The following is a 16,581-nucleotide window of genomic DNA, read 5'->3' as shown; positions in this document are numbered from 1 at the left end:
ATCAATGGTATTATAATTAAATTCAAAATTTTAAAAAAAGGATTTGATCGCATGCAGGCAACTAGTCCCGAGTATTGGATTAACAAACTGGAATTAAACGCTCATCCCGAGGGCGGTTATTATAAACGCACCTATCAAGGCGAAGAAAAGATTACGGATCAGGAGCTTTCCGTTGAATTTAATGGCCATCGCTGGCTGTACACCAGCATTTACTTCCTGCTTCGCTCCCAGGATATTTCACACTTCCACCGTTTGAAATCGGACGAGCTGTGGTACTATCATGCAGGCAGCCCGCTAACGATTCATGTCATTCACGAGAACGGCGCCTATGAGGAAATCAAACTGGGCAGCAACTTGGAAAATGGCGAAACGATGCAATATCTCGTTCCCAAAAATTCAATCTTCGGCTCCTCCGTTATGGAGCCCGACACCTTCTCGCTTGTGGGATGCATGGTTGCTCCAGGCTTTGATTTTCAGGATTTCGAGCTCTTCACCCAGTCAGAATTACTGGCCCAATATCCCGAGCATCACGAAGTGATCAAAAAGATTGCTTACGAAAAAATTCCGGTGGGTGTTTAATCATAAAATTAGCTTAATTTGCTTATTGCACTCCATACTTTCTTACATGAAAAGACTGAACAAGCGTTTGCTTGCTCAGTCTTTTTCGTTTCACTATCCACCATCAGCTTATGTCGTATGGACGATATATTGCTCGACCCGTTGTGTAATGAAATGGTACAGCTTTTTTGCTGCAGGAGACGCCGTTTCGTAAGAAGGAATAGCAACACCGATCGTTCGGTCATACTCCCCTTCGAGTGGCCGACAGCATACATGGCCCGTCAGTTGCGATACAGCCATCTCGGGAAGGATACTTACCCCTAAACCGTTTTGGACCATTGCGATGATGGCATGGTCCCCTTCTAATTCATATTTGATGTTGGGCTGAATTTGATGCTGAGAGAAGATTCTTTGCACATCGGCGCTGCACCCTGAAACCGGCATAATAAAAGGCTCATCCCCAAGTTGTTCTACCTTAATTACGGTTTGGCGCTCAAGAGGATGGTTCATCGGCAGCATGCACATCATCCTGTCTTTCTTCAGAGGAACTACATGAAAGCCCTCACGGGTAGGCAATGTGATAAACCCCAGATCCACTGAGCCGTCTAGCAGCATTTTTTCCATCTCGGCGTGGTTTCCATCCAGCAGCTTGATATCAATACCTGGGCATTGACTGTGAAAATCCTGGATGATAAGCGGCAGCCAATGAATGGTTACACTAGAGAACGTGCCGATCTTAACCGTACCCATTTCTACTCCCTTTAATGCGGCCACTTCCTGCTTTAACTTCTCGTTCAACTGTAATACTTGCCGGATATGCGGAATTAAGCGCTCCCCATCGGTAGTTAGCAAGACTCCTGATTTGCTTCTTTTTAGAAGACTCAGTCCGAATTCGGCCTCCAGGCTAGATACGGCATGACTGACAGCGGATTGCGTCAAATTCAGCTTCTCCCCCGCCTTCGTAAGGCTCCGCAGCTCGACCACCTGACTGAAAACCTGATACTTGATGAGACTCATTCCCGTCCCTCCTATGGTTCATGAAATTAATTCAACTATGTCATTATAAACATTCAATTTTTTTATCCATATTGTAACGGTATAATCTGGCTTATGCAAAACTTTGATATACAAAGGGGGGGAATGGAAGTGTCTGCAATTCAAGACAGATGGAGCATAAAACTAAAAGATAACTTTTATCGCAGGCTTGCCCAGCTTGCTTTTCCCTTGACGCTGCAATTTATGTTTACATCGTCTTTTGTCTTGATCGACACCTTGATGGTGGCAGGGTTGGGGGACAAGGAAGTAGCCGCGCTAGGCATTGCAGGCCAGTTCGACATGATGCTTGGATTGATCTTGGCCGGTGTTCTGAGCGGACCCTCGATCTTCATGATGCAATATTACGGCCAGAGGGATTATAGAACGATTAACGGATTGGCAGGCTTATGTCTGTACGCTGGACTCGCGATCGGGATCGTCTTTTTCGTGCTGCTGACACTAGGTTCGCCCTATCTGTTCATACCGTTTAGCCAGGATATGGAGTTGTTAAAGTTGACTTCTTCGTTTGTTGCCATCGTGAGCTACGGGTATATCGCATCTGCCGTTTCTACCGCGTTCGCGATGAGCCTAAAAAGCATAGGGGACGTCAAAGCCGTCATGTATATGACGACGTCCTGCCTGTTGCTGAACACACTGCTCAATTATCCGCTCATCTACGGACATTTTGGATTTCCCGCCCTCGGCATTCAAGGAGCAGCCCTTGCTACATTGATCGGGAAGCTATTATTAATGATTTTGATCGTTGCTTACGTCTATACGAAACGAAGAGAAGTCGCGGTATCCCTGCGCAAGCCTGTGACGATTGACCGGACGCTCACCAGAGCAGTGTTCAAGCTGACGATGCCGATCATCGCGCACGAGGCGCTCTGGGGACTCGGCACGGCAATCTACATGATCGCTTTCGGATTGCTTGGCGCGACGGCGCTCGCTGTTATTCAAATCTCCAAAGTGGTCAGCATCTTTGTATTCGCCGCTGTGGCGGGTTTCGCCCAAGCGGCAGGCGTCATGATCGGCGAGCAAATCGGCCGGCGCCAGCGGGAGCTCGCGCAGACCTTCGCCCGACGGTTTACCCGGATCGGCATTCTGTTGGCTGTGGTCATCGGCACTCTTTTATTCATTACGGCGCCGCACATCGTGGGTCTGTTTCAGTTCGGTGCGCCTTTGAATAGGCAGGCCATTAACATCATTCGCATCTTTTCTTGCCTGATGGTATTCATATTCGTCAACAATATCTGGATCGTCGGCGTCTTCCGCAGCGGTGGAGATACTCGTTATTCGATGAAGCTTGTTCTGGGTTCGACTTGGCTTGTCGGACTGCCCATCACCTTTATTGGCGCGGGGGTATGGAAATGGCCGATCGAATTCGTATATGCGCTGTATTTGACGGAGGAAGTCATCAAGACCATTATAGGATATTTCCGCTATCGATCACTTCGCTGGCAGCATGATTTGGTCGAGCCATCCATAAATCAGCCGCGTTCAACAAGCGAGGCAACTCTTTCAATGAACCCGACAAGAAAAGGATGACTCCTGATCTATTAAGAAGTCATCCTTGACGGCTAATTCGTTAATATCGCCTATCCCTCGTATTCCAACACCGATTGGCCGCTAATGATCGTACCGATCCCATGATTGCCTTCACAAATCTCTTTCATGGAGCCAGGCTTGTCGAAGTTGAATACATGCATAGGCAGATTGTAGTCTCTGGCTAAGATGAATGCCGACTGATCCATGACCTTCAAATTATGCTTCAGGACATCGTTGTAATGAAGTGATTTGAATTTCTTGGCTCCTTTATCCAGCCGCGGGTCTGCGCTCAGCACTCCGTCTACGCCTTGTTTGGCTACTAGCAGAGCATCGCAAGAAACTTCAATGGCTCTCTGAACGGAGGGATAGTCTGTAGTTACATAGGGCTGCCCGTTTCCTCCTGCAAAAATAACAATATAACCTTTCTCCAGATGGTGCATGGCTCTTAGCCGGATGTAGGGCTCTGCCACCGATGTAATCGGGATGGCCGTCATGACGCGGACTTCTTTGTCCGTTTTGGCTTTCAGTACGCCTCGGAGCATCAGGCTGTTAATGACCGTGGCCAGCGTTCCGATGTTGTCGGCTTCCGCTCTATCGATGCCCCAGCTTTCCGCCATATTGCCACGGAAGATATTGCCGCCGCCAATCACCAATGACACTTCAACCCCCAAATTGACCACGGACATTATTTCGTCCGCAATGTGGTCCAGCCGCACAGGCTCGAATCCAAATTCCGTGCTCCCAGCCACTGCCCCGCCGCTTAGCTTAATCAGAACCCTTTTGTACATCGTCACCTTATACACCTCCGCGCAGAATAAAAAAACACTAAAGCAATAAATGCTTTAGTGTCTCCATGGAACGAAAATATGAAATGGAATGGTCATTACGTTCGGATTGTGAACCTTCCGCTTCCGCCTCATATTTCCACTCCTTCCAGTAAATAAATTCAACCTATTCTATCCTGCGCGGGCGTTAAATGCAACCCGTTATTTCACTTCGTATACTCCAAGCTTCCTCTGCCATGTGAAGAAGCTCTTGTGTGACAGCTTCCAGATGGCTCTCATTGGATTCTTCATTCATGCTATTGCCTTCTTCCAAGCCACGCAGCAGCTTATCCGTAACCAGAATATATCTGAGTGATGCGGCCACCATAAAGCCGAAACGAGCCAGTCTGGAGTCTCCCTCCCACCCTGCGGCTCTTAGCCCTTGCACATAACTCAAAAATAGCTCTTCTTTATATTTCTCCGCTTGGTCAACGGGAATCTTCTTCTTTAATAACGCATACCCAAACATCCGGCCCAGCTCTTCACCTACGCCGGATATACTGGCAAACTGCCAATCGATCGCGACGAGTGAGTCATCCCCATTTCGTTTTTCCAAAAAGATGTTGTCCCAATGCACGTCTTGATGGGCCAATACACGGGGCAATTGCTCTAGCGTCTCCAGCAAGCTGCTTGCTCGGCTTCTGTTGTTCAGATATTGCTCCCACAGCTCGTTGTTGCCGCTCAGCTCATCCAAATTAGAATCCCAAATCACTTGCTGCTCTTCCACGGGTTTCGCATAAGCCGTACACACTTCTACCCAAGAACGCATCCATGCGCGGCATAGGAACCCATCCGTCGGGAGAGAAGTGCCTGCCAAATACGCGCCATTGAACTTTCCTAGCAGATAGAAAGTTTTGCACATGTGAGCCAGGGACCAATCCTTCTGTAAGGTTTCGACAGGAATATCTTCAAGCCAGACTCTCACCTCCCCGTCAGCTTGCTCTTCGACCGCATAGCATCGAGGCGCTCTTATCCCTTCGGGCAGCTGGCTCAGTATCCCGGATTGGTACACTAACGCTTCACGCTTCCAATAGTAGTAGTGATCAGCCTCATTCCGCATGGAGTCAGGCTTTGCTAGTTTCAGAATTAGAGAATAGTCCCTCCTGTTATCGTCATAGAGCTGGACTGTGCAAGACACCCGATAGACCGAGCTTTCTTCTTTGCTGTCTCCAAGCGGACTGCAGCTCCATGAGATGAGCTGACGAATTTCTATAGGTGCAATTTGTTGCAATTGTGACTGTATGCAGGCAGGATCAATAACAAGCGAGTTCACGGACATTGTCATATACTGGCCCCATTTCTTCAAACCATATCTATTTAAGATTAGTTGAAATGGCCCTCGATTCCTTCCTCGCAAAAAAATACATCGCCTAAGGGGCCACGCCTCTTGACGATGTATCTTCCGTACCCTTTACTTTGAACGCATCAACAAGTATAGAAAATACGGCACACTCAGCATGGTCACAATAATACCTGCCGGAATATCCGCCTTAAAGCTGACCGTGCGGGCAATCGTATCCGCTGCCAGCAGCAATAGTGCACCAATTAGCGCCGAAGTTGGCAGAAGCACCTTATAGTCGGGACCAACCAGCTTGCGCGCCATATGCGGACTAATGAGTCCAATAAAGAAGATCGATCCTCCGAGTGCTACGCAGCCCGAAGCAATTGCCACAGCCGCAATTGCCAGCAATAAAAATTTCCGCTTAACAGCAACCCCTAAGCTTGTTGAAATCTCGTTGCCGAGTACAAGCGTATTTAATGTTTTGGCATGGGCAATGATCAACACAAACAGCAACAACACCCAAGGGGCCAATAAGCTGATATAGGACCATTTGTCACCCCATAAGTAACCTGCTTGCCATCTCTGGGCGAAATCATACTTGTCACTATCAAGCTTTAACGTTAAAAATAACGTCAGTGCGCTTAAGCCTACATTAATGGCAACACCGGTTAGCACTAATCGCGTAGAGGACAGTATACGATTTCTTCTGTAAGCCAGCACGTAAATCAGGACTGCCGCCAGCAAGCCGCCGCCAAATGCCATTAAGGGCAGAAGGAAAGCTATAGCAGCGCCTTGAATTCCTATTGTTGTAATAAATACCAACACCATAAGACCAGAGCCTGCGCTGATGCCAAGCATACCGGGATCGGCCAGATCATTGCGCAGCAATGCTTGCATGACAGACCCTGCCAAGGCCATCCCGAAGCCTACAATAGCGGCCAATACAATTCGAGGAAGACGGAACTTATAGACGACGAGCTGATGATCCTCTGGGCCTTGTCCCAGCAGCACCTGAAGCACTTCCATCGGACGCAGTGACATTTTCCCCATATTAAGACTGAGAATGGCTCCGGCGGCAAGAAGAACGAGAAGCAATAGAATCAGCAGTCTCGCTTTGTAAGCTCGAAACATGATCATTTGAAGGCCCTCCTCTCTCTGCTGGCAATCAGCAAGAAGAAGGGAACGCCAACAATGGCAAAGATAATGCCGAGCGCTGTCTCAGACGGACGATTAATGATCCTGCCCGCAAGATCCGCCACAACCATAAGCACGCCTCCATAAATGGCCGACGCCGGAATAATATAGCGATAATCCACGCCAACAAAAAAACGCATCATATGGGGTACGATTAGTCCCACAAAACCAATAGGACCCACCAATGCAACAGACACCCCTGCAAGCAAGAGCACCGCAAGCGTTGCCAGCAGTTTCACAAGACCGATGCGTTGCCCGAAGCCCTTTGCGATTTCCTCGCCCAAGCTCAACATGGTGATGGATCGCGCGATAAATAGCGCTAGTCCAAGACCGCCTAAGACCCACGGTATCACGAGTTTGATTTCCATCCATGTCGCTCCTGCCACGCTCCCCGATGTCCAGTAAGCAAGGGCATGTCCAATTCCATAATTCAGAGATATAAATGTACCTAGAGCACCAAACAGCATGGTAATCGACATCCCTGCCAGTACAAGACGTTGGGGTGTCATCCCCCGGCGGCTCATCGAAACAGCAAGATAAGTCAGTCCTGCCCCCAGCCCTGCACCAACGAAGCTAATGAGCAAGGTGGCCGTTTGTAATTGACCTGGCATAAAGGCAAGGGCAATGGCCATAGCAAAAGCCGCTCCTGCATTTACGCCCATCAATCCCGAGTCAGCTAGCGGGTTTCGCGTATAACCCTGCATGACGGCCCCAGCTACCGCCAAGCACATGCCAGCAATAATATCTGCCGACGTTCGTGGAATACGAAGAGACTGAATGATTTGATGCTCCGTTAAATTAGGGTCAAAATGGAACACGGCAGTCCAAGCTGTTGCCAAGCTCATGCGAGCAGCGCCATAAGAAATAGAAGCTGCTGCCGCAAGCAGCAGCAACAGCACCCCCATTACCATAAACAAACCAAAGTACGGCCTGCCGCCTACAGGACGGATAACGGCTTCCCTGTCGTCCAGGCTTCTATTTTCCTTAGTTCTTCCCATTGGCTTCCAGCAACTTCTCAACGATGAAATCTAGCTGTTTATCCAGGGAGTAGATATCGGAGTAATACGAGAAATCAAATCCAATCTCGATCAATCTGCCTTCCTTAATAGCCGGGATACTGTTCCAGACCGGGTTGTTCGACAAGTCATCTGCCCCATCCCATACCGAGCGGAATACAAAGTCGCCTATATAATCAGAGAGCACTTCCAAGGAAACGGAGTTGCCTGTCGCCACAGTGGACGAATCTATCTTTTTCTGTATAATCTCCGGCGCCTTTAGCTCCAGATATTCATAGATAATTTGAGAGCCCCGTCCATACAGCTTGCTCTCTATGACCGACATTTCCTTCTTGCCGCCCTCGATAATGGTTACGGTCTTACCCAGGATACCCTGCTCATCAAGCTTCTTCTTGCTCTCTTCCACTTTCGCGTGGAAATTGTCCAGCAGCGCTTTGGCCTCCTGCTCCTTGCCAAATACTTGGCCAATCATCATCACACGGTCATCAGTCGACATCTTGTCGAATGGAATTAACACCGTTGGTGCAATGTCCTTCAGCTTCTCATACGTATCCTCGGAAGGGGCCAGGATCAAATCAGGCTTGAGCGCCATGACTTCCTCCGGATTAGGCTCAAACCATATGCCCAGATCTTCAATCCCCTCAAGAGCTCCGGCAAAGGCTGCCCCCGCATAAACATCAGAAGTGCCTACCGGCTTGATGCCAAGTGCGATGAGATCCCCTTGCATATATAGAACGACAACCCGCTCCGGATTGGCCGGAACAACAATATCGCCTTTAAGGGTAGATATTGTTCTCGTCGCGTTTTCATTATTGGCATTCCCCTCTGCGGACGACGTACTGGCTGGTGCTGACGATGTTACGGATGGTTTTGGATTATTGGACGCAATTGTATTAGAGCCCGTATTGGCTGATCCGCAAGCACTCAATAATAAAGTAAGACTGAGCATCATGGCTAAAATAAAACTTGATTTTTTGGTTATTTGCATTGGTGAAGACCCTCCGATTAGTTTGTTTTGATAATGATTATCATGATCAATAACATTATATCGAGGGGGTACGCTTCCGCCAATGGAGGATCCCAATATGCTGAATGGACGATTCGCAGACGCGCTCTGCCCTCTGCTTGTCTTCCGATACCGAATGGGAGACTGCCCCATATATTTTCGGAACATGCGGCTAAAGTAATAGACATCCGTGTATCCAACTTCTGCTGCAATATCCCGAAGTGAGGCATCGGTCCCCCGCAACAGCTCTTCTGCATAATGAAGTCGGCAACGTATCAAATATTCAATTAGACTCGATCCTGTCTGCCCCTTGAACCGCATCGACAAATGGCCAGGGCTGTAATTGAATTGCTCCGCTAGCGAATCCAATGACAGGTTCTCTCGATAATGCTCTTGGATGTAGCGCTCAACCTGCTGGATGACATCCGGTTTCCGAGTATTCCCTTCGCCGTTTGCGAGCTGCTTCATCAACTCGTGAATGAATTGGTAGAACAAACCTTTGATCTGGATTCGCTCCAGTTGACTCGCCTGTGTCCAAATCTGCTCCATGGCAATCAGATGATATTGCAGCGCCAATGGCTCCGATGGCTCGAAACCATATTGCATCCGAAATGGATTGCTGCGTTCCATGAGCCTTGCTATATCCTTTCTTCCTGGCAGAGAGGCCCTGTAGAATAGCAGAAAATATTCAAATATCTCCTTAGCCTCGATGTCGAGGCGCATACCTTTGCCGCCATGCAGGATATAATGACGGTCAGCTTCATACTCTATGCCGCCCAGACGCAGACTGGCCGAACCGCGCACGCCATAAATAAACCCGCTTGCCGGGAGGATATACTCATGCAGCTTGTCCCCTGGATTCATAACAGCATGCCGAATATCCAGCACTTTAACAGCTGCGTGATTCCATGCGGCTATATGATCTTCCAGCTTCATTTTTTCATTCCACTCCGATCTACTACACCATCCAACCAGGCTATTCCACTTTCCTTAGTTGATAATGATTATCAATGATATCCCTTAGTATTAGGCAGGTTCTCTTTTTTGTCAATCGCAGTCGGGTCTTTCCTGCAATAAAATGACTTCTGCGCACAAAAAACATCGCCAAAGGCGCAGCCCTTGTGGCGATGTAATCCGTGCACATATGAATACGTTACAAATACGATCTAAGCTTATAAGCTTTGTAAAGAAGCAGTGCAAGGTCGATAAGAAAAAACAAAACGATGAAATAAATAACATTAGCGGTTACGTTATTCCAAACCGACAGGACGGAGCCAAAGTCTTTGCCGTCCGTCATTTGCCGGGCAATCTCTTGCAACTGATGCACAAATTGTCCATTCCAGATCGTACTGTCAGCGAATATGATCAAAGCCGCTATAAAGACAAGCACACTAATGATGATGTGATAAACAATTAGAGCTTTCGACCATTTTCCCGCTACGAGCTTCAAAATTCCCTTCAGTACCATAAGGGCTGCGCTGCCCCATATTAGCGGAGCATAGGCCTTTAATATTTCAACATTAAAGACTGGAACATGATAGTATTCATCAAAATGTGAAATGTGTACACCGATCCATTCAGGCAAGCTAATAAAAATAGCGGTAAACAGCACGGTAAAGATAATGCTGACAATGGGATCGGATTTTTTGATCTGCAGCTCCGAATTTGGGATCGGCGGCAGATCGGATGGCTGCCAAGACTTTTTTGTCCCTGAAGCCAACGCCGCAGCATCCTTAACCCCCTTGTACTCCAGCAAAGCAAAGATAACCGTCACCCAGACAAATCCCTGTATGCCCGCTTCAATGATCGGACCAATCCACCTGGTAAAGATGTTGCTGAATGCCGTGACTGGGTTGCCGCCAGTCGGTTGCGGTTGAAGCATATCAATGACCCATACAACGCTCATCGCTATAACAATCGCCATGCCAACAACCTTCAACACTCGCACATAGCTGTCAAATAACCCTGGACCAATCAAATAACGACTGCGTCCGCTGTACTTGGCTGCCAACTCTGCCGGCGGACCCAGCTCAAGCAGCACCGCTTCAATCTCAGCGGTGTCTGCCGATCCGCTGTCATGCCCCGTCCTCTCCTCCAGCATATCCTCGATCAGCCCGCGCAGCTCCTTCTCAATGTCGTCCCGCTGCTCAACCGGCAGTTTGCTTATTACAGCATGCACATACCTTAGTACCAACTCCATATGCCTTCCCCCTTCGCCGTATATCCCCCAATTATGGCCTGCCTCAGTCTGTACCGATTAGTCGATCCATATTGGCCACCATCGTTCTCCATTCCTTGCAAAGCTGGTCGTAAACCTCTGTCCCCATCGGGCTAAGCAAATAATATTTCCGCGGCCTTGTCTCCTGCGTATCCCACTCGCTCTTAAGAAGTCCCTGCTTCTCAAGCCTGCGCAATAGCGGATACAAGGTTCCCGGATCAATCGTAATCCCCTTGGACTCCAGCATCGCAACTAGCGAGTAACCGTATTGCGGTTCAGACAGCTGACTTAATACGCTAATGATAAGCGTACCTCGACGAAGCTCCTGCAGCAGACCGCTCAATACTTCTTCCACTTCTGCCATATGATCAACTCCTGATTTCATTATACTGTGTGTCGTACACTATTGTAAATAGTCCTATATAATGAGATGTACATATATGTATGGAACTTCATTATATTTTGTATCTCCGAACGTTCTAATACAAAAAAAACACCGCCAAAGGCCTCTGGCCCATGCAGCGGTGAATTTTATAGTGATTGAACACGCGCCGGGCAGGCCTCTAAGCCGAGAAATTCGGCTTACAGCTGCGGCTCACTCAGCCGGCGGGCCTCTAAGCCGAGAAACTCGGCTTACAGCTGCGGCTCACGCGCCGGGCGGGCCTCCAAGCCGAGAAATTCGGCTTACAGCTGCGGCTCACGCGCCGGGCGGGCCTCCAAGCCGAGAAATTCGGCTTGCAGCTACGACTCACGCGCCGGGCGGGCCTCCAAGCCGAGAAACTCGGCTTACAGCTGCGGCTCACGCGCCGGGCGGGCCTCCAAGCCGAGAAATTCGGCTTACAACTGCGGCTTACTCAGCGGGCGGGCCTCTAAGCCGAGAATCTCGGCTTACAGCTGCGGCTTACTCAGCGGGCGGGCCTCTAAGCCGAGAATCTCGGCTTACAGCGGCTGCCCCGCATCTGATCTTGTTTATATTTCGGCCATTCAGCCTTCGCAAGGCAACAACTTCTTAGGAGAGTCATCGCTCCAATATATACCCCGCATAACGCAACGTTTCCGGGTCGTGCACCCTGTCCAACCGCTGCGAAATTATAGTTTTAAATTCCGTGAGATCAGAAGATTTGCCGTACCCATTCAAAACATGCAGCGCTTTTAGAAAATCCGCATTACTTTCAGAATGCAGCAGTTCGAGAAGAAGACCTCTTCCAGCCTCAAAAGAGGTTTTACAAATTAATTGAATGGCTATGAGCCGGTCCTCTTGTCCTTGCTCCGCAACATTTCTCAAAAAAACTATAGCTGCCCGCGAGATTTTCTTAAACTTGAACATACCATTCAGTGCTTTTAATTGCGTATCCTCGTTCGAGGCATTTTGATAAACCTGAATCAGCGCTTGCTCATCACCCGGCATTTTGCTGCCAAACCATGAGGTTTCGTAATCCAGAATCATTTCATCCAACCAGCGCTCATACCAATCCAGAAAGCTGTCCTCATAGACAAAGAAAAAGGGATGATCGGGATGAAAGTCCGACGTGTATACGATTCTCCCTCTGTATTCCCCATTGAGCACGAGATACATATCGTATTCGCAGCCTTGTGTGCCAATGCACAACATGCCGCCCAGCACCCTGTCGCGGGCAGCGTCATATTCCTCATCGCTAATGTCCTCATCACTTGTCAGCGGCTCAATTAATTGGTTCCATTTCTCTTTTGTCATACCAGGATGTAGAATGCATGCTGCAGCGAGTGCATGACTTTCGGTATAGGAAGCTGCTTTTTCTAACGAATAAATGCCGTAATATGGTCCAGCTCCTCCATTTCCGACTTGCGTCAAAAACTGCTTATACGGCTCTGGAAGAGTGACCCCACTTTTCGCTTCCCAGTCCGCGAGTTCTTTTGCGCTTAGCTTTTCATGGACTTTGTACTTATGCGAGGATGCCCCAAACACCGACAAAGCCTCATCTTTCCGCTTGGCCTTTTCCAGCTTGGTTGTGACGCGATCCGTTTGCGTTTCTTTCTTCCAAAATGGCATCGTGAATCCCCCTGTTGACTATATCCCGGCTTCCTTCGTGTGCTTATCCAGCAATTTCAGCAGATACGGGAATCGGTATGCTCCGTACATACTCTGTATGTGTGCGGCAGCAACTCCCAACTCCATACCGACAGCGGTTATGTACAACGGCTTGGAGCTGTTGCCTCGGTGAATTTTTTGAACATAGGCTTCGTTGCCGTGAAAAGCGGTTTTTGCCACACCGATCACGGGAATTTTCCCTGAAAGGTTGGTGTAGACATGATGTCCAAGCCCAGGCTTTTTCTCATCATTTAAGTACACATAGCCATCCACAACAATAGCTTGTAATTGGTTTAAATCCGCAAGCTTCAACAGCTCCTGTATGCAAGGAAGCTCTCGTTTATAGAAAGCACCCGGTTCGTATTCGAGAGGGTTATCTGTATAAGAAACGATGACTTCGAGCGGTTCGGCATCATCCCAATGTTGAAAAATAACCCCCACTGATTTCGCTTTATGTTCCTCATAATACACATCGACAGCGATGATCATGACTAGCGGTTCCTTCCCTCATGCTCGTTATAGGCTATAGATGTTCCCATTATATCATCTGGTATTTTTTTCTGTTGTGCAGAACTGGAGGATAAAGAAGCCGCATAACAAAACATCGCCAAGAGCAGGCGGCCCTGTGACGACATATTCAATCAGTCGTATATTACTATATCGTTAAAGGCTTCCCCTTCTACTGCCCCTTTTGCAAACAGGCTTATTCGTATAATCTCATTAATGTCGCTGACTTTCCGAACGATTTCGAAGAATTTTTATCCATTTTTGATTACAATTTCCCCCTCACCTCTTGGCTCTTCAAACCCATTAAGAAAAGCTGTTAATATTTCTTCCGTTATCGTAAAAGCTGCATTTGCATCAAAACGTTGGCTTCGTATCTTAAGGCGCTCTCGTAATTCATCTGGATGTACTTTCAAAAAAATGAGCCTCCACTTCCCCCCAGCGTTTTCAATAAGACGCTTGTATTCATCCCTGTCAGACCGATTCCAAAAACTAGAGTCGACCACAATCTGTTTTTTATCTGGAATCAACGCGATTAGCTTATTACGTAATCGTTCATGCGCTTCATCCAAGTACTCCCTATATTTTTCAGCGGGATAATCAATTCCATATCGGCCATGGGTAGACCAGACCTCCTCATCGATAGAAAGACGTATAAAGCCATGCTTTTCCAGCTCCTTAGAAAAGGTCGTTTTTCCAGAGCCAGCTAACCCACACATTAACATGACTAAGGCAGCATCATGATCCCCTTCTCGACGGATAAGATCTTCAATACTCTGCTTCTCTACCATTCCATCACACCTCCGAATGATTAGCCTCGATACGAAATATCCTAATTATACCATCGCTGAACAGCACAACAGTCACCTTAGAGTATCCGGATCCAACACCTGTTTACAATGGTATCCATAAACAGGTCTAAAGTATGGAATGTTTTAAATTATTCCATATGGCTCTGTTTCAAAGCAGCGATATCGTTTATATTTTTAAAAAACGGTACAATTAGGAGGCTTGATCAAGACGATGACAGCTTACAAGCACTCGGCTGGCGTATCCCGTCTTATGATGGGAATCATAGCGTTGCTCGTAATTGCAATTACCCTCGTCCCATGGCAAGGCCGCGCAGCCGCTGAAGCAACTGCCAACCCCATACAAGTTCAACTGGATGAAAAAGTGATTGTGTTCGAAAAAGACCCTTTCAAAATCAATGGAACCACACTTGTTCAGTTCCGCCCTTTATTTGAAGCATTGGGAATGGACGTTGAGTGGGACAGCGCGAACCGGGTCGTGACCGGGACAAAGGATGGTCTAGCCATTGTTTTGAAAATTGGCAGTACTCAAGCCACCGTAAATGGAGCTTCCGTCACGCTGCTGCAAGCACCCCAAATTCAGAATGGCCATACGATGGTACCGATCCGCTTTGTTAGCGAATCAACCGATGCTCTGGTCGCCTGGAATCCGTATAAGCCCCAAATTTTGATTTATACAACCTCTTTCCTGGATTCCGTCAGCTTGTCGAAAGAACAGGTCCAAGCAGCAATTGATAAGGAACTGGAACGAATCAAAGCCGAGTATGAGGCTGAGCAGGAAGCCAATGCGCCTGTGAAACCAGTAACGGTCCCCCCTGTTCCCAAGGGAAGTGGTGAATACAAGCCTGCTGCTTCGGATACGGTTGATTTAAGCAAGCTGCAAGGGATGTACTATGGATTCAGATCAGATTATGGTGGCTATGATTGCGGTGGCATCTGCTGGGATCTGTACACGTTTCTGCCTAACAGCAAGTTATTAATCGGCGAACCGCCCAATGGCGGGCCGGAGACGATCGATTGTAAGAAGGACAACTGCAGCAGCTATACGATCAAGAATAATGTATTGATACTCGACAATGGTGATACCTATAGCATTAGTAAGGAAGATGGAAACCTCGTCATAGACGATGTCGTCTTATCACGGGTGAAGACAGCAACCAATAATCTGAAGCTGTCCAAAGAGTATGTCTACAGAGGTTACTGGGGATTGATCGGCATTACCGGCGGCTCAACTTCCTGGACTGAAAAAATTACCTTTTATGCCGATGGCACATTCAAAAGCAACCGTCTGATGCTCGGCACTGTCCAAGGGGGAGGTACGACTACGGGTACTTCCAGCAAAAACCTTTCCGGATCATACCGTATTACAGGCAATACCATTGTCCTTGCTTATAGTGATGGTAAAGTTGCCAATCGCTTGTTCTTCCTTCATGAGGATAAGAACCGGGGAGAACTGGGCAGTATTCAGATTGGTGATAACAATTTCTATGTCGATACTAAAGATGAATAGAAGTTCAGCATTAAGCCGCCTCCATTCCTGGGGGCGTTTTTTTTGATACTTGGTCCGTATTCGGCTTTTTCACCATAATCTCCATATAACGATCTATTCCAGTAGTCTGTCAGCCTAACGGCACTCTGTGTGTAAGAAGGTTGGGTGCAGATTTAACTTTTCACCAATAGGAAAAGCTGTTATGATAGTGGCTATCTGCATCGGCAGTCGCGGTTCGAGACCATCCCGCGTTACCAAAACTAAGGAGGCTTTTTAGGTTATGTTCAATTTGCTGTGGGGCGTGCTGTTCATGCTCGTCCACTTCGGCCTCTTTTTGCTCTGCTACCGCATGTTCGGCAAAAAGGGTCTGTACGCCTGGGTCGGCTTTGCCACGGTGATTGCCAACATCCAGGTAACCAAAACGATCGAGATGTCCATCGGCACCTTCGCTATCGTCATGACGCTGGGCAATACGATCTACACGACCATCTATATGACGACGGATCTGCTCAATGAAAAATACGGCCAGCAAGCCGCTAAACAAGCGGTCTGGTTCGGATTCTTCACGCTCATTGCATCGAATATCCTAATGCAGATGACGCTCGCTTTCACTCCACAGGCGGAGGACTTTGCCCATGAGCCGCTGACGGCGATCTTTGGATTCCTTCCGCAGGTTGCGGCAGGAAGCTTGTGCGCTTACTTTGTCAGCCAGTTCCTGGACGTACGGGTATTCAGCTATCTGAAGAAGAGGTTCCCGGTGCGCAACCAGTTCTGGATTCGGATCAACGGCAGCTCGCTTGTCAGCCAGCTTCTCGATTCCCTTGTATTTTGTACGATTGCTTTCTACAAGGTTCATACGTTCGATATCTGGATTCAAATTTTCCTGACAACTTATGTGCTCAAGCTGCTCATCTCTTTCCTGGCTACACCAGTTCTATACTGGGCGAGAAATATGAAGGTGAAAGAAGACTAGGCTTCCATAACGGGTCACGGACATAAAAAATCGCTCAGGGTTCACAACCCTCGGGCG

Annotated in this window: 16 protein-coding genes; 5 read left to right on the top strand and 11 right to left on the bottom strand. The window is 48.0% G+C overall.

The window, feature by feature from the left end:
- Positions 1 to 51: 51 nt before the first annotated feature.
- On the top strand, positions 52 to 579 hold the full coding sequence (locus AC0YNW_RS09250) for a cupin domain-containing protein (RefSeq protein WP_475831695.1): 528 nt from the start codon (positions 52 to 54) through the stop codon (positions 577 to 579).
- Positions 580 to 687: 108 nt separating this feature from the next.
- Here the strand turns inward: AC0YNW_RS09250 and AC0YNW_RS09245 are convergent, their stop codons facing one another.
- On the bottom strand, positions 688 to 1,575 hold the full coding sequence (locus AC0YNW_RS09245; protein WP_475831694.1) for a LysR family transcriptional regulator: 888 nt from the start codon (positions 1,573 to 1,575) through the stop codon (positions 688 to 690).
- Positions 1,576 to 1,704: 129 nt separating this feature from the next.
- On the opposite strand from AC0YNW_RS09245, the gene AC0YNW_RS09240 reads away from it, so the two are divergent.
- The gene (locus AC0YNW_RS09240; protein WP_475831693.1) at positions 1,705 to 3,141 is read left to right on the top strand and encodes an MATE family efflux transporter; all 1,437 of its coding nucleotides are present in this window, start codon (positions 1,705 to 1,707) and stop codon (positions 3,139 to 3,141) included.
- Between the two features lie 50 nt (positions 3,142 to 3,191).
- Here AC0YNW_RS09240 and pyrH read toward each other — a convergent pair whose 3' ends face one another.
- From pyrH to AC0YNW_RS09205, 7 genes are all read right to left on the bottom strand, one after another.
- Positions 3,192 to 3,935: a UMP kinase gene (pyrH, locus tag AC0YNW_RS09235; protein ID WP_475831692.1), complete on the bottom strand. Its 744-nt coding sequence runs from the start codon at positions 3,933 to 3,935 to the stop codon at positions 3,192 to 3,194.
- A 178-nt stretch (positions 3,936 to 4,113) separates the two neighbouring features.
- Positions 4,114 to 5,250 (bottom strand): phosphotransferase, encoded by a 1,137-nt coding sequence (locus AC0YNW_RS09230; RefSeq protein WP_475831691.1) that lies wholly within the window; start codon positions 5,248 to 5,250, stop codon positions 4,114 to 4,116.
- Between the two features lie 126 nt (positions 5,251 to 5,376).
- Positions 5,377 to 6,384 (bottom strand): FecCD family ABC transporter permease, encoded by a 1,008-nt coding sequence (locus tag AC0YNW_RS09225; RefSeq protein WP_475831690.1) that lies wholly within the window; start codon positions 6,382 to 6,384, stop codon positions 5,377 to 5,379.
- Positions 6,381 to 7,439, bottom strand: a complete 1,059-nt coding sequence (locus AC0YNW_RS09220; protein WP_475831689.1) for a FecCD family ABC transporter permease — start codon at positions 7,437 to 7,439, stop codon at positions 6,381 to 6,383. Before AC0YNW_RS09220 ends, AC0YNW_RS09225 begins: the two co-directional genes overlap by 4 nt.
- Entirely contained in the window at positions 7,426 to 9,399 is a 1,974-nt protein-coding gene (locus tag AC0YNW_RS09215) for an AraC family transcriptional regulator (RefSeq protein WP_475831688.1), read from the bottom strand. The genes AC0YNW_RS09220 and AC0YNW_RS09215 overlap by 14 nt, the downstream gene beginning before the upstream one ends.
- A gap of 217 nt (positions 9,400 to 9,616) precedes the next feature.
- A complete protein-coding gene (locus AC0YNW_RS09210) occupies positions 9,617 to 10,663 on the bottom strand; it encodes an HAAS signaling domain-containing protein (protein ID WP_475831687.1) in 1,047 nt (348 codons plus the stop codon).
- A gap of 43 nt (positions 10,664 to 10,706) precedes the next feature.
- Positions 10,707 to 11,045: a PadR family transcriptional regulator gene (locus AC0YNW_RS09205; RefSeq protein ID WP_475831686.1), complete on the bottom strand. Its 339-nt coding sequence runs from the start codon at positions 11,043 to 11,045 to the stop codon at positions 10,707 to 10,709.
- 172 nt (positions 11,046 to 11,217) lie between these two features.
- Between AC0YNW_RS09205 and AC0YNW_RS09200 the strand changes: the two genes are divergently transcribed.
- Positions 11,218 to 11,694, top strand: coding sequence for a hypothetical protein (locus AC0YNW_RS09200; RefSeq protein ID WP_475831685.1), 477 nt, complete (start codon positions 11,218 to 11,220; stop codon positions 11,692 to 11,694).
- 5 nt (positions 11,695 to 11,699) lie between these two features.
- Here the strand turns inward: AC0YNW_RS09200 and AC0YNW_RS09195 are convergent, their stop codons facing one another.
- From AC0YNW_RS09195 to AC0YNW_RS09185, 3 genes are all read right to left on the bottom strand, one after another.
- Complete coding sequence (locus AC0YNW_RS09195) at positions 11,700 to 12,710, bottom strand: SMI1/KNR4 family protein (RefSeq protein WP_475831684.1); 1,011 nt, start codon at positions 12,708 to 12,710, stop codon at positions 11,700 to 11,702.
- 18 nt (positions 12,711 to 12,728) lie between these two features.
- Positions 12,729 to 13,238, bottom strand: coding sequence for an endonuclease V (locus AC0YNW_RS09190; RefSeq protein ID WP_475831683.1), 510 nt, complete (start codon positions 13,236 to 13,238; stop codon positions 12,729 to 12,731).
- A gap of 269 nt (positions 13,239 to 13,507) precedes the next feature.
- Complete coding sequence (locus AC0YNW_RS09185; protein WP_475831682.1) at positions 13,508 to 14,044, bottom strand: P-loop nucleotide/nucleoside kinase family protein; 537 nt, start codon at positions 14,042 to 14,044, stop codon at positions 13,508 to 13,510.
- A gap of 232 nt (positions 14,045 to 14,276) precedes the next feature.
- Between AC0YNW_RS09185 and AC0YNW_RS09180 the strand changes: the two genes are divergently transcribed.
- Positions 14,277 to 15,572: a copper amine oxidase N-terminal domain-containing protein gene (locus AC0YNW_RS09180; RefSeq protein ID WP_475831681.1), complete on the top strand. Its 1,296-nt coding sequence runs from the start codon at positions 14,277 to 14,279 to the stop codon at positions 15,570 to 15,572.
- A 259-nt stretch (positions 15,573 to 15,831) separates the two neighbouring features.
- Positions 15,832 to 16,524, top strand: coding sequence for a queuosine precursor transporter (locus AC0YNW_RS09175; RefSeq protein WP_387470243.1), 693 nt, complete (start codon positions 15,832 to 15,834; stop codon positions 16,522 to 16,524).
- Positions 16,525 to 16,581: the final 57 nt, after the last annotated feature.

The sequence above is a fragment of the Paenibacillus sp. J31R120 genome (genome assembly GCF_056269225.1).
Note: the sequence above shows the minus strand (reverse complement) of the source record. Positions and strands in the feature narration are given on the sequence as shown.

Excerpts from the sequence above, each read along its gene's own strand:
- AC0YNW_RS09250 (WP_475831695.1), top strand. The coding sequence starts at position 52 with ATGCAGGCAACTAGTCCCGAGTATTGGATTAACAAACTGGAATTAAAC.
- AC0YNW_RS09245 (WP_475831694.1), bottom strand. The coding sequence starts at position 1,575 with ATGAGTCTCATCAAGTATCAGGTTTTCAGTCAGGTGGTCGAGCTGCGG.
- AC0YNW_RS09230 (WP_475831691.1), bottom strand. The coding sequence starts at position 5,250 with ATGACAATGTCCGTGAACTCGCTTGTTATTGATCCTGCCTGCATACAG.
- AC0YNW_RS09225 (WP_475831690.1), bottom strand. The coding sequence starts at position 6,384 with ATGATCATGTTTCGAGCTTACAAAGCGAGACTGCTGATTCTATTGCTT.
- AC0YNW_RS09220 (WP_475831689.1), bottom strand. The coding sequence starts at position 7,439 with ATGGGAAGAACTAAGGAAAATAGAAGCCTGGACGACAGGGAAGCCGTT.
- AC0YNW_RS09215 (WP_475831688.1), bottom strand. The coding sequence starts at position 9,399 with ATGAAGCTGGAAGATCATATAGCCGCATGGAATCACGCAGCTGTTAAA.
- AC0YNW_RS09210 (WP_475831687.1), bottom strand. The coding sequence starts at position 10,663 with ATGGAGTTGGTACTAAGGTATGTGCATGCTGTAATAAGCAAACTGCCG.
- AC0YNW_RS09205 (WP_475831686.1), bottom strand. The coding sequence starts at position 11,045 with ATGGCAGAAGTGGAAGAAGTATTGAGCGGTCTGCTGCAGGAGCTTCGT.
- AC0YNW_RS09195 (WP_475831684.1), bottom strand. The coding sequence starts at position 12,710 with ATGCCATTTTGGAAGAAAGAAACGCAAACGGATCGCGTCACAACCAAG.
- AC0YNW_RS09190 (WP_475831683.1), bottom strand. The coding sequence starts at position 13,238 with ATGATCATCGCTGTCGATGTGTATTATGAGGAACATAAAGCGAAATCA.
- AC0YNW_RS09185 (WP_475831682.1), bottom strand. The coding sequence starts at position 14,044 with ATGGTAGAGAAGCAGAGTATTGAAGATCTTATCCGTCGAGAAGGGGAT.
- AC0YNW_RS09180 (WP_475831681.1), top strand. The coding sequence starts at position 14,277 with ATGACAGCTTACAAGCACTCGGCTGGCGTATCCCGTCTTATGATGGGA.
- AC0YNW_RS09175 (WP_387470243.1), top strand. The coding sequence starts at position 15,832 with ATGTTCAATTTGCTGTGGGGCGTGCTGTTCATGCTCGTCCACTTCGGC.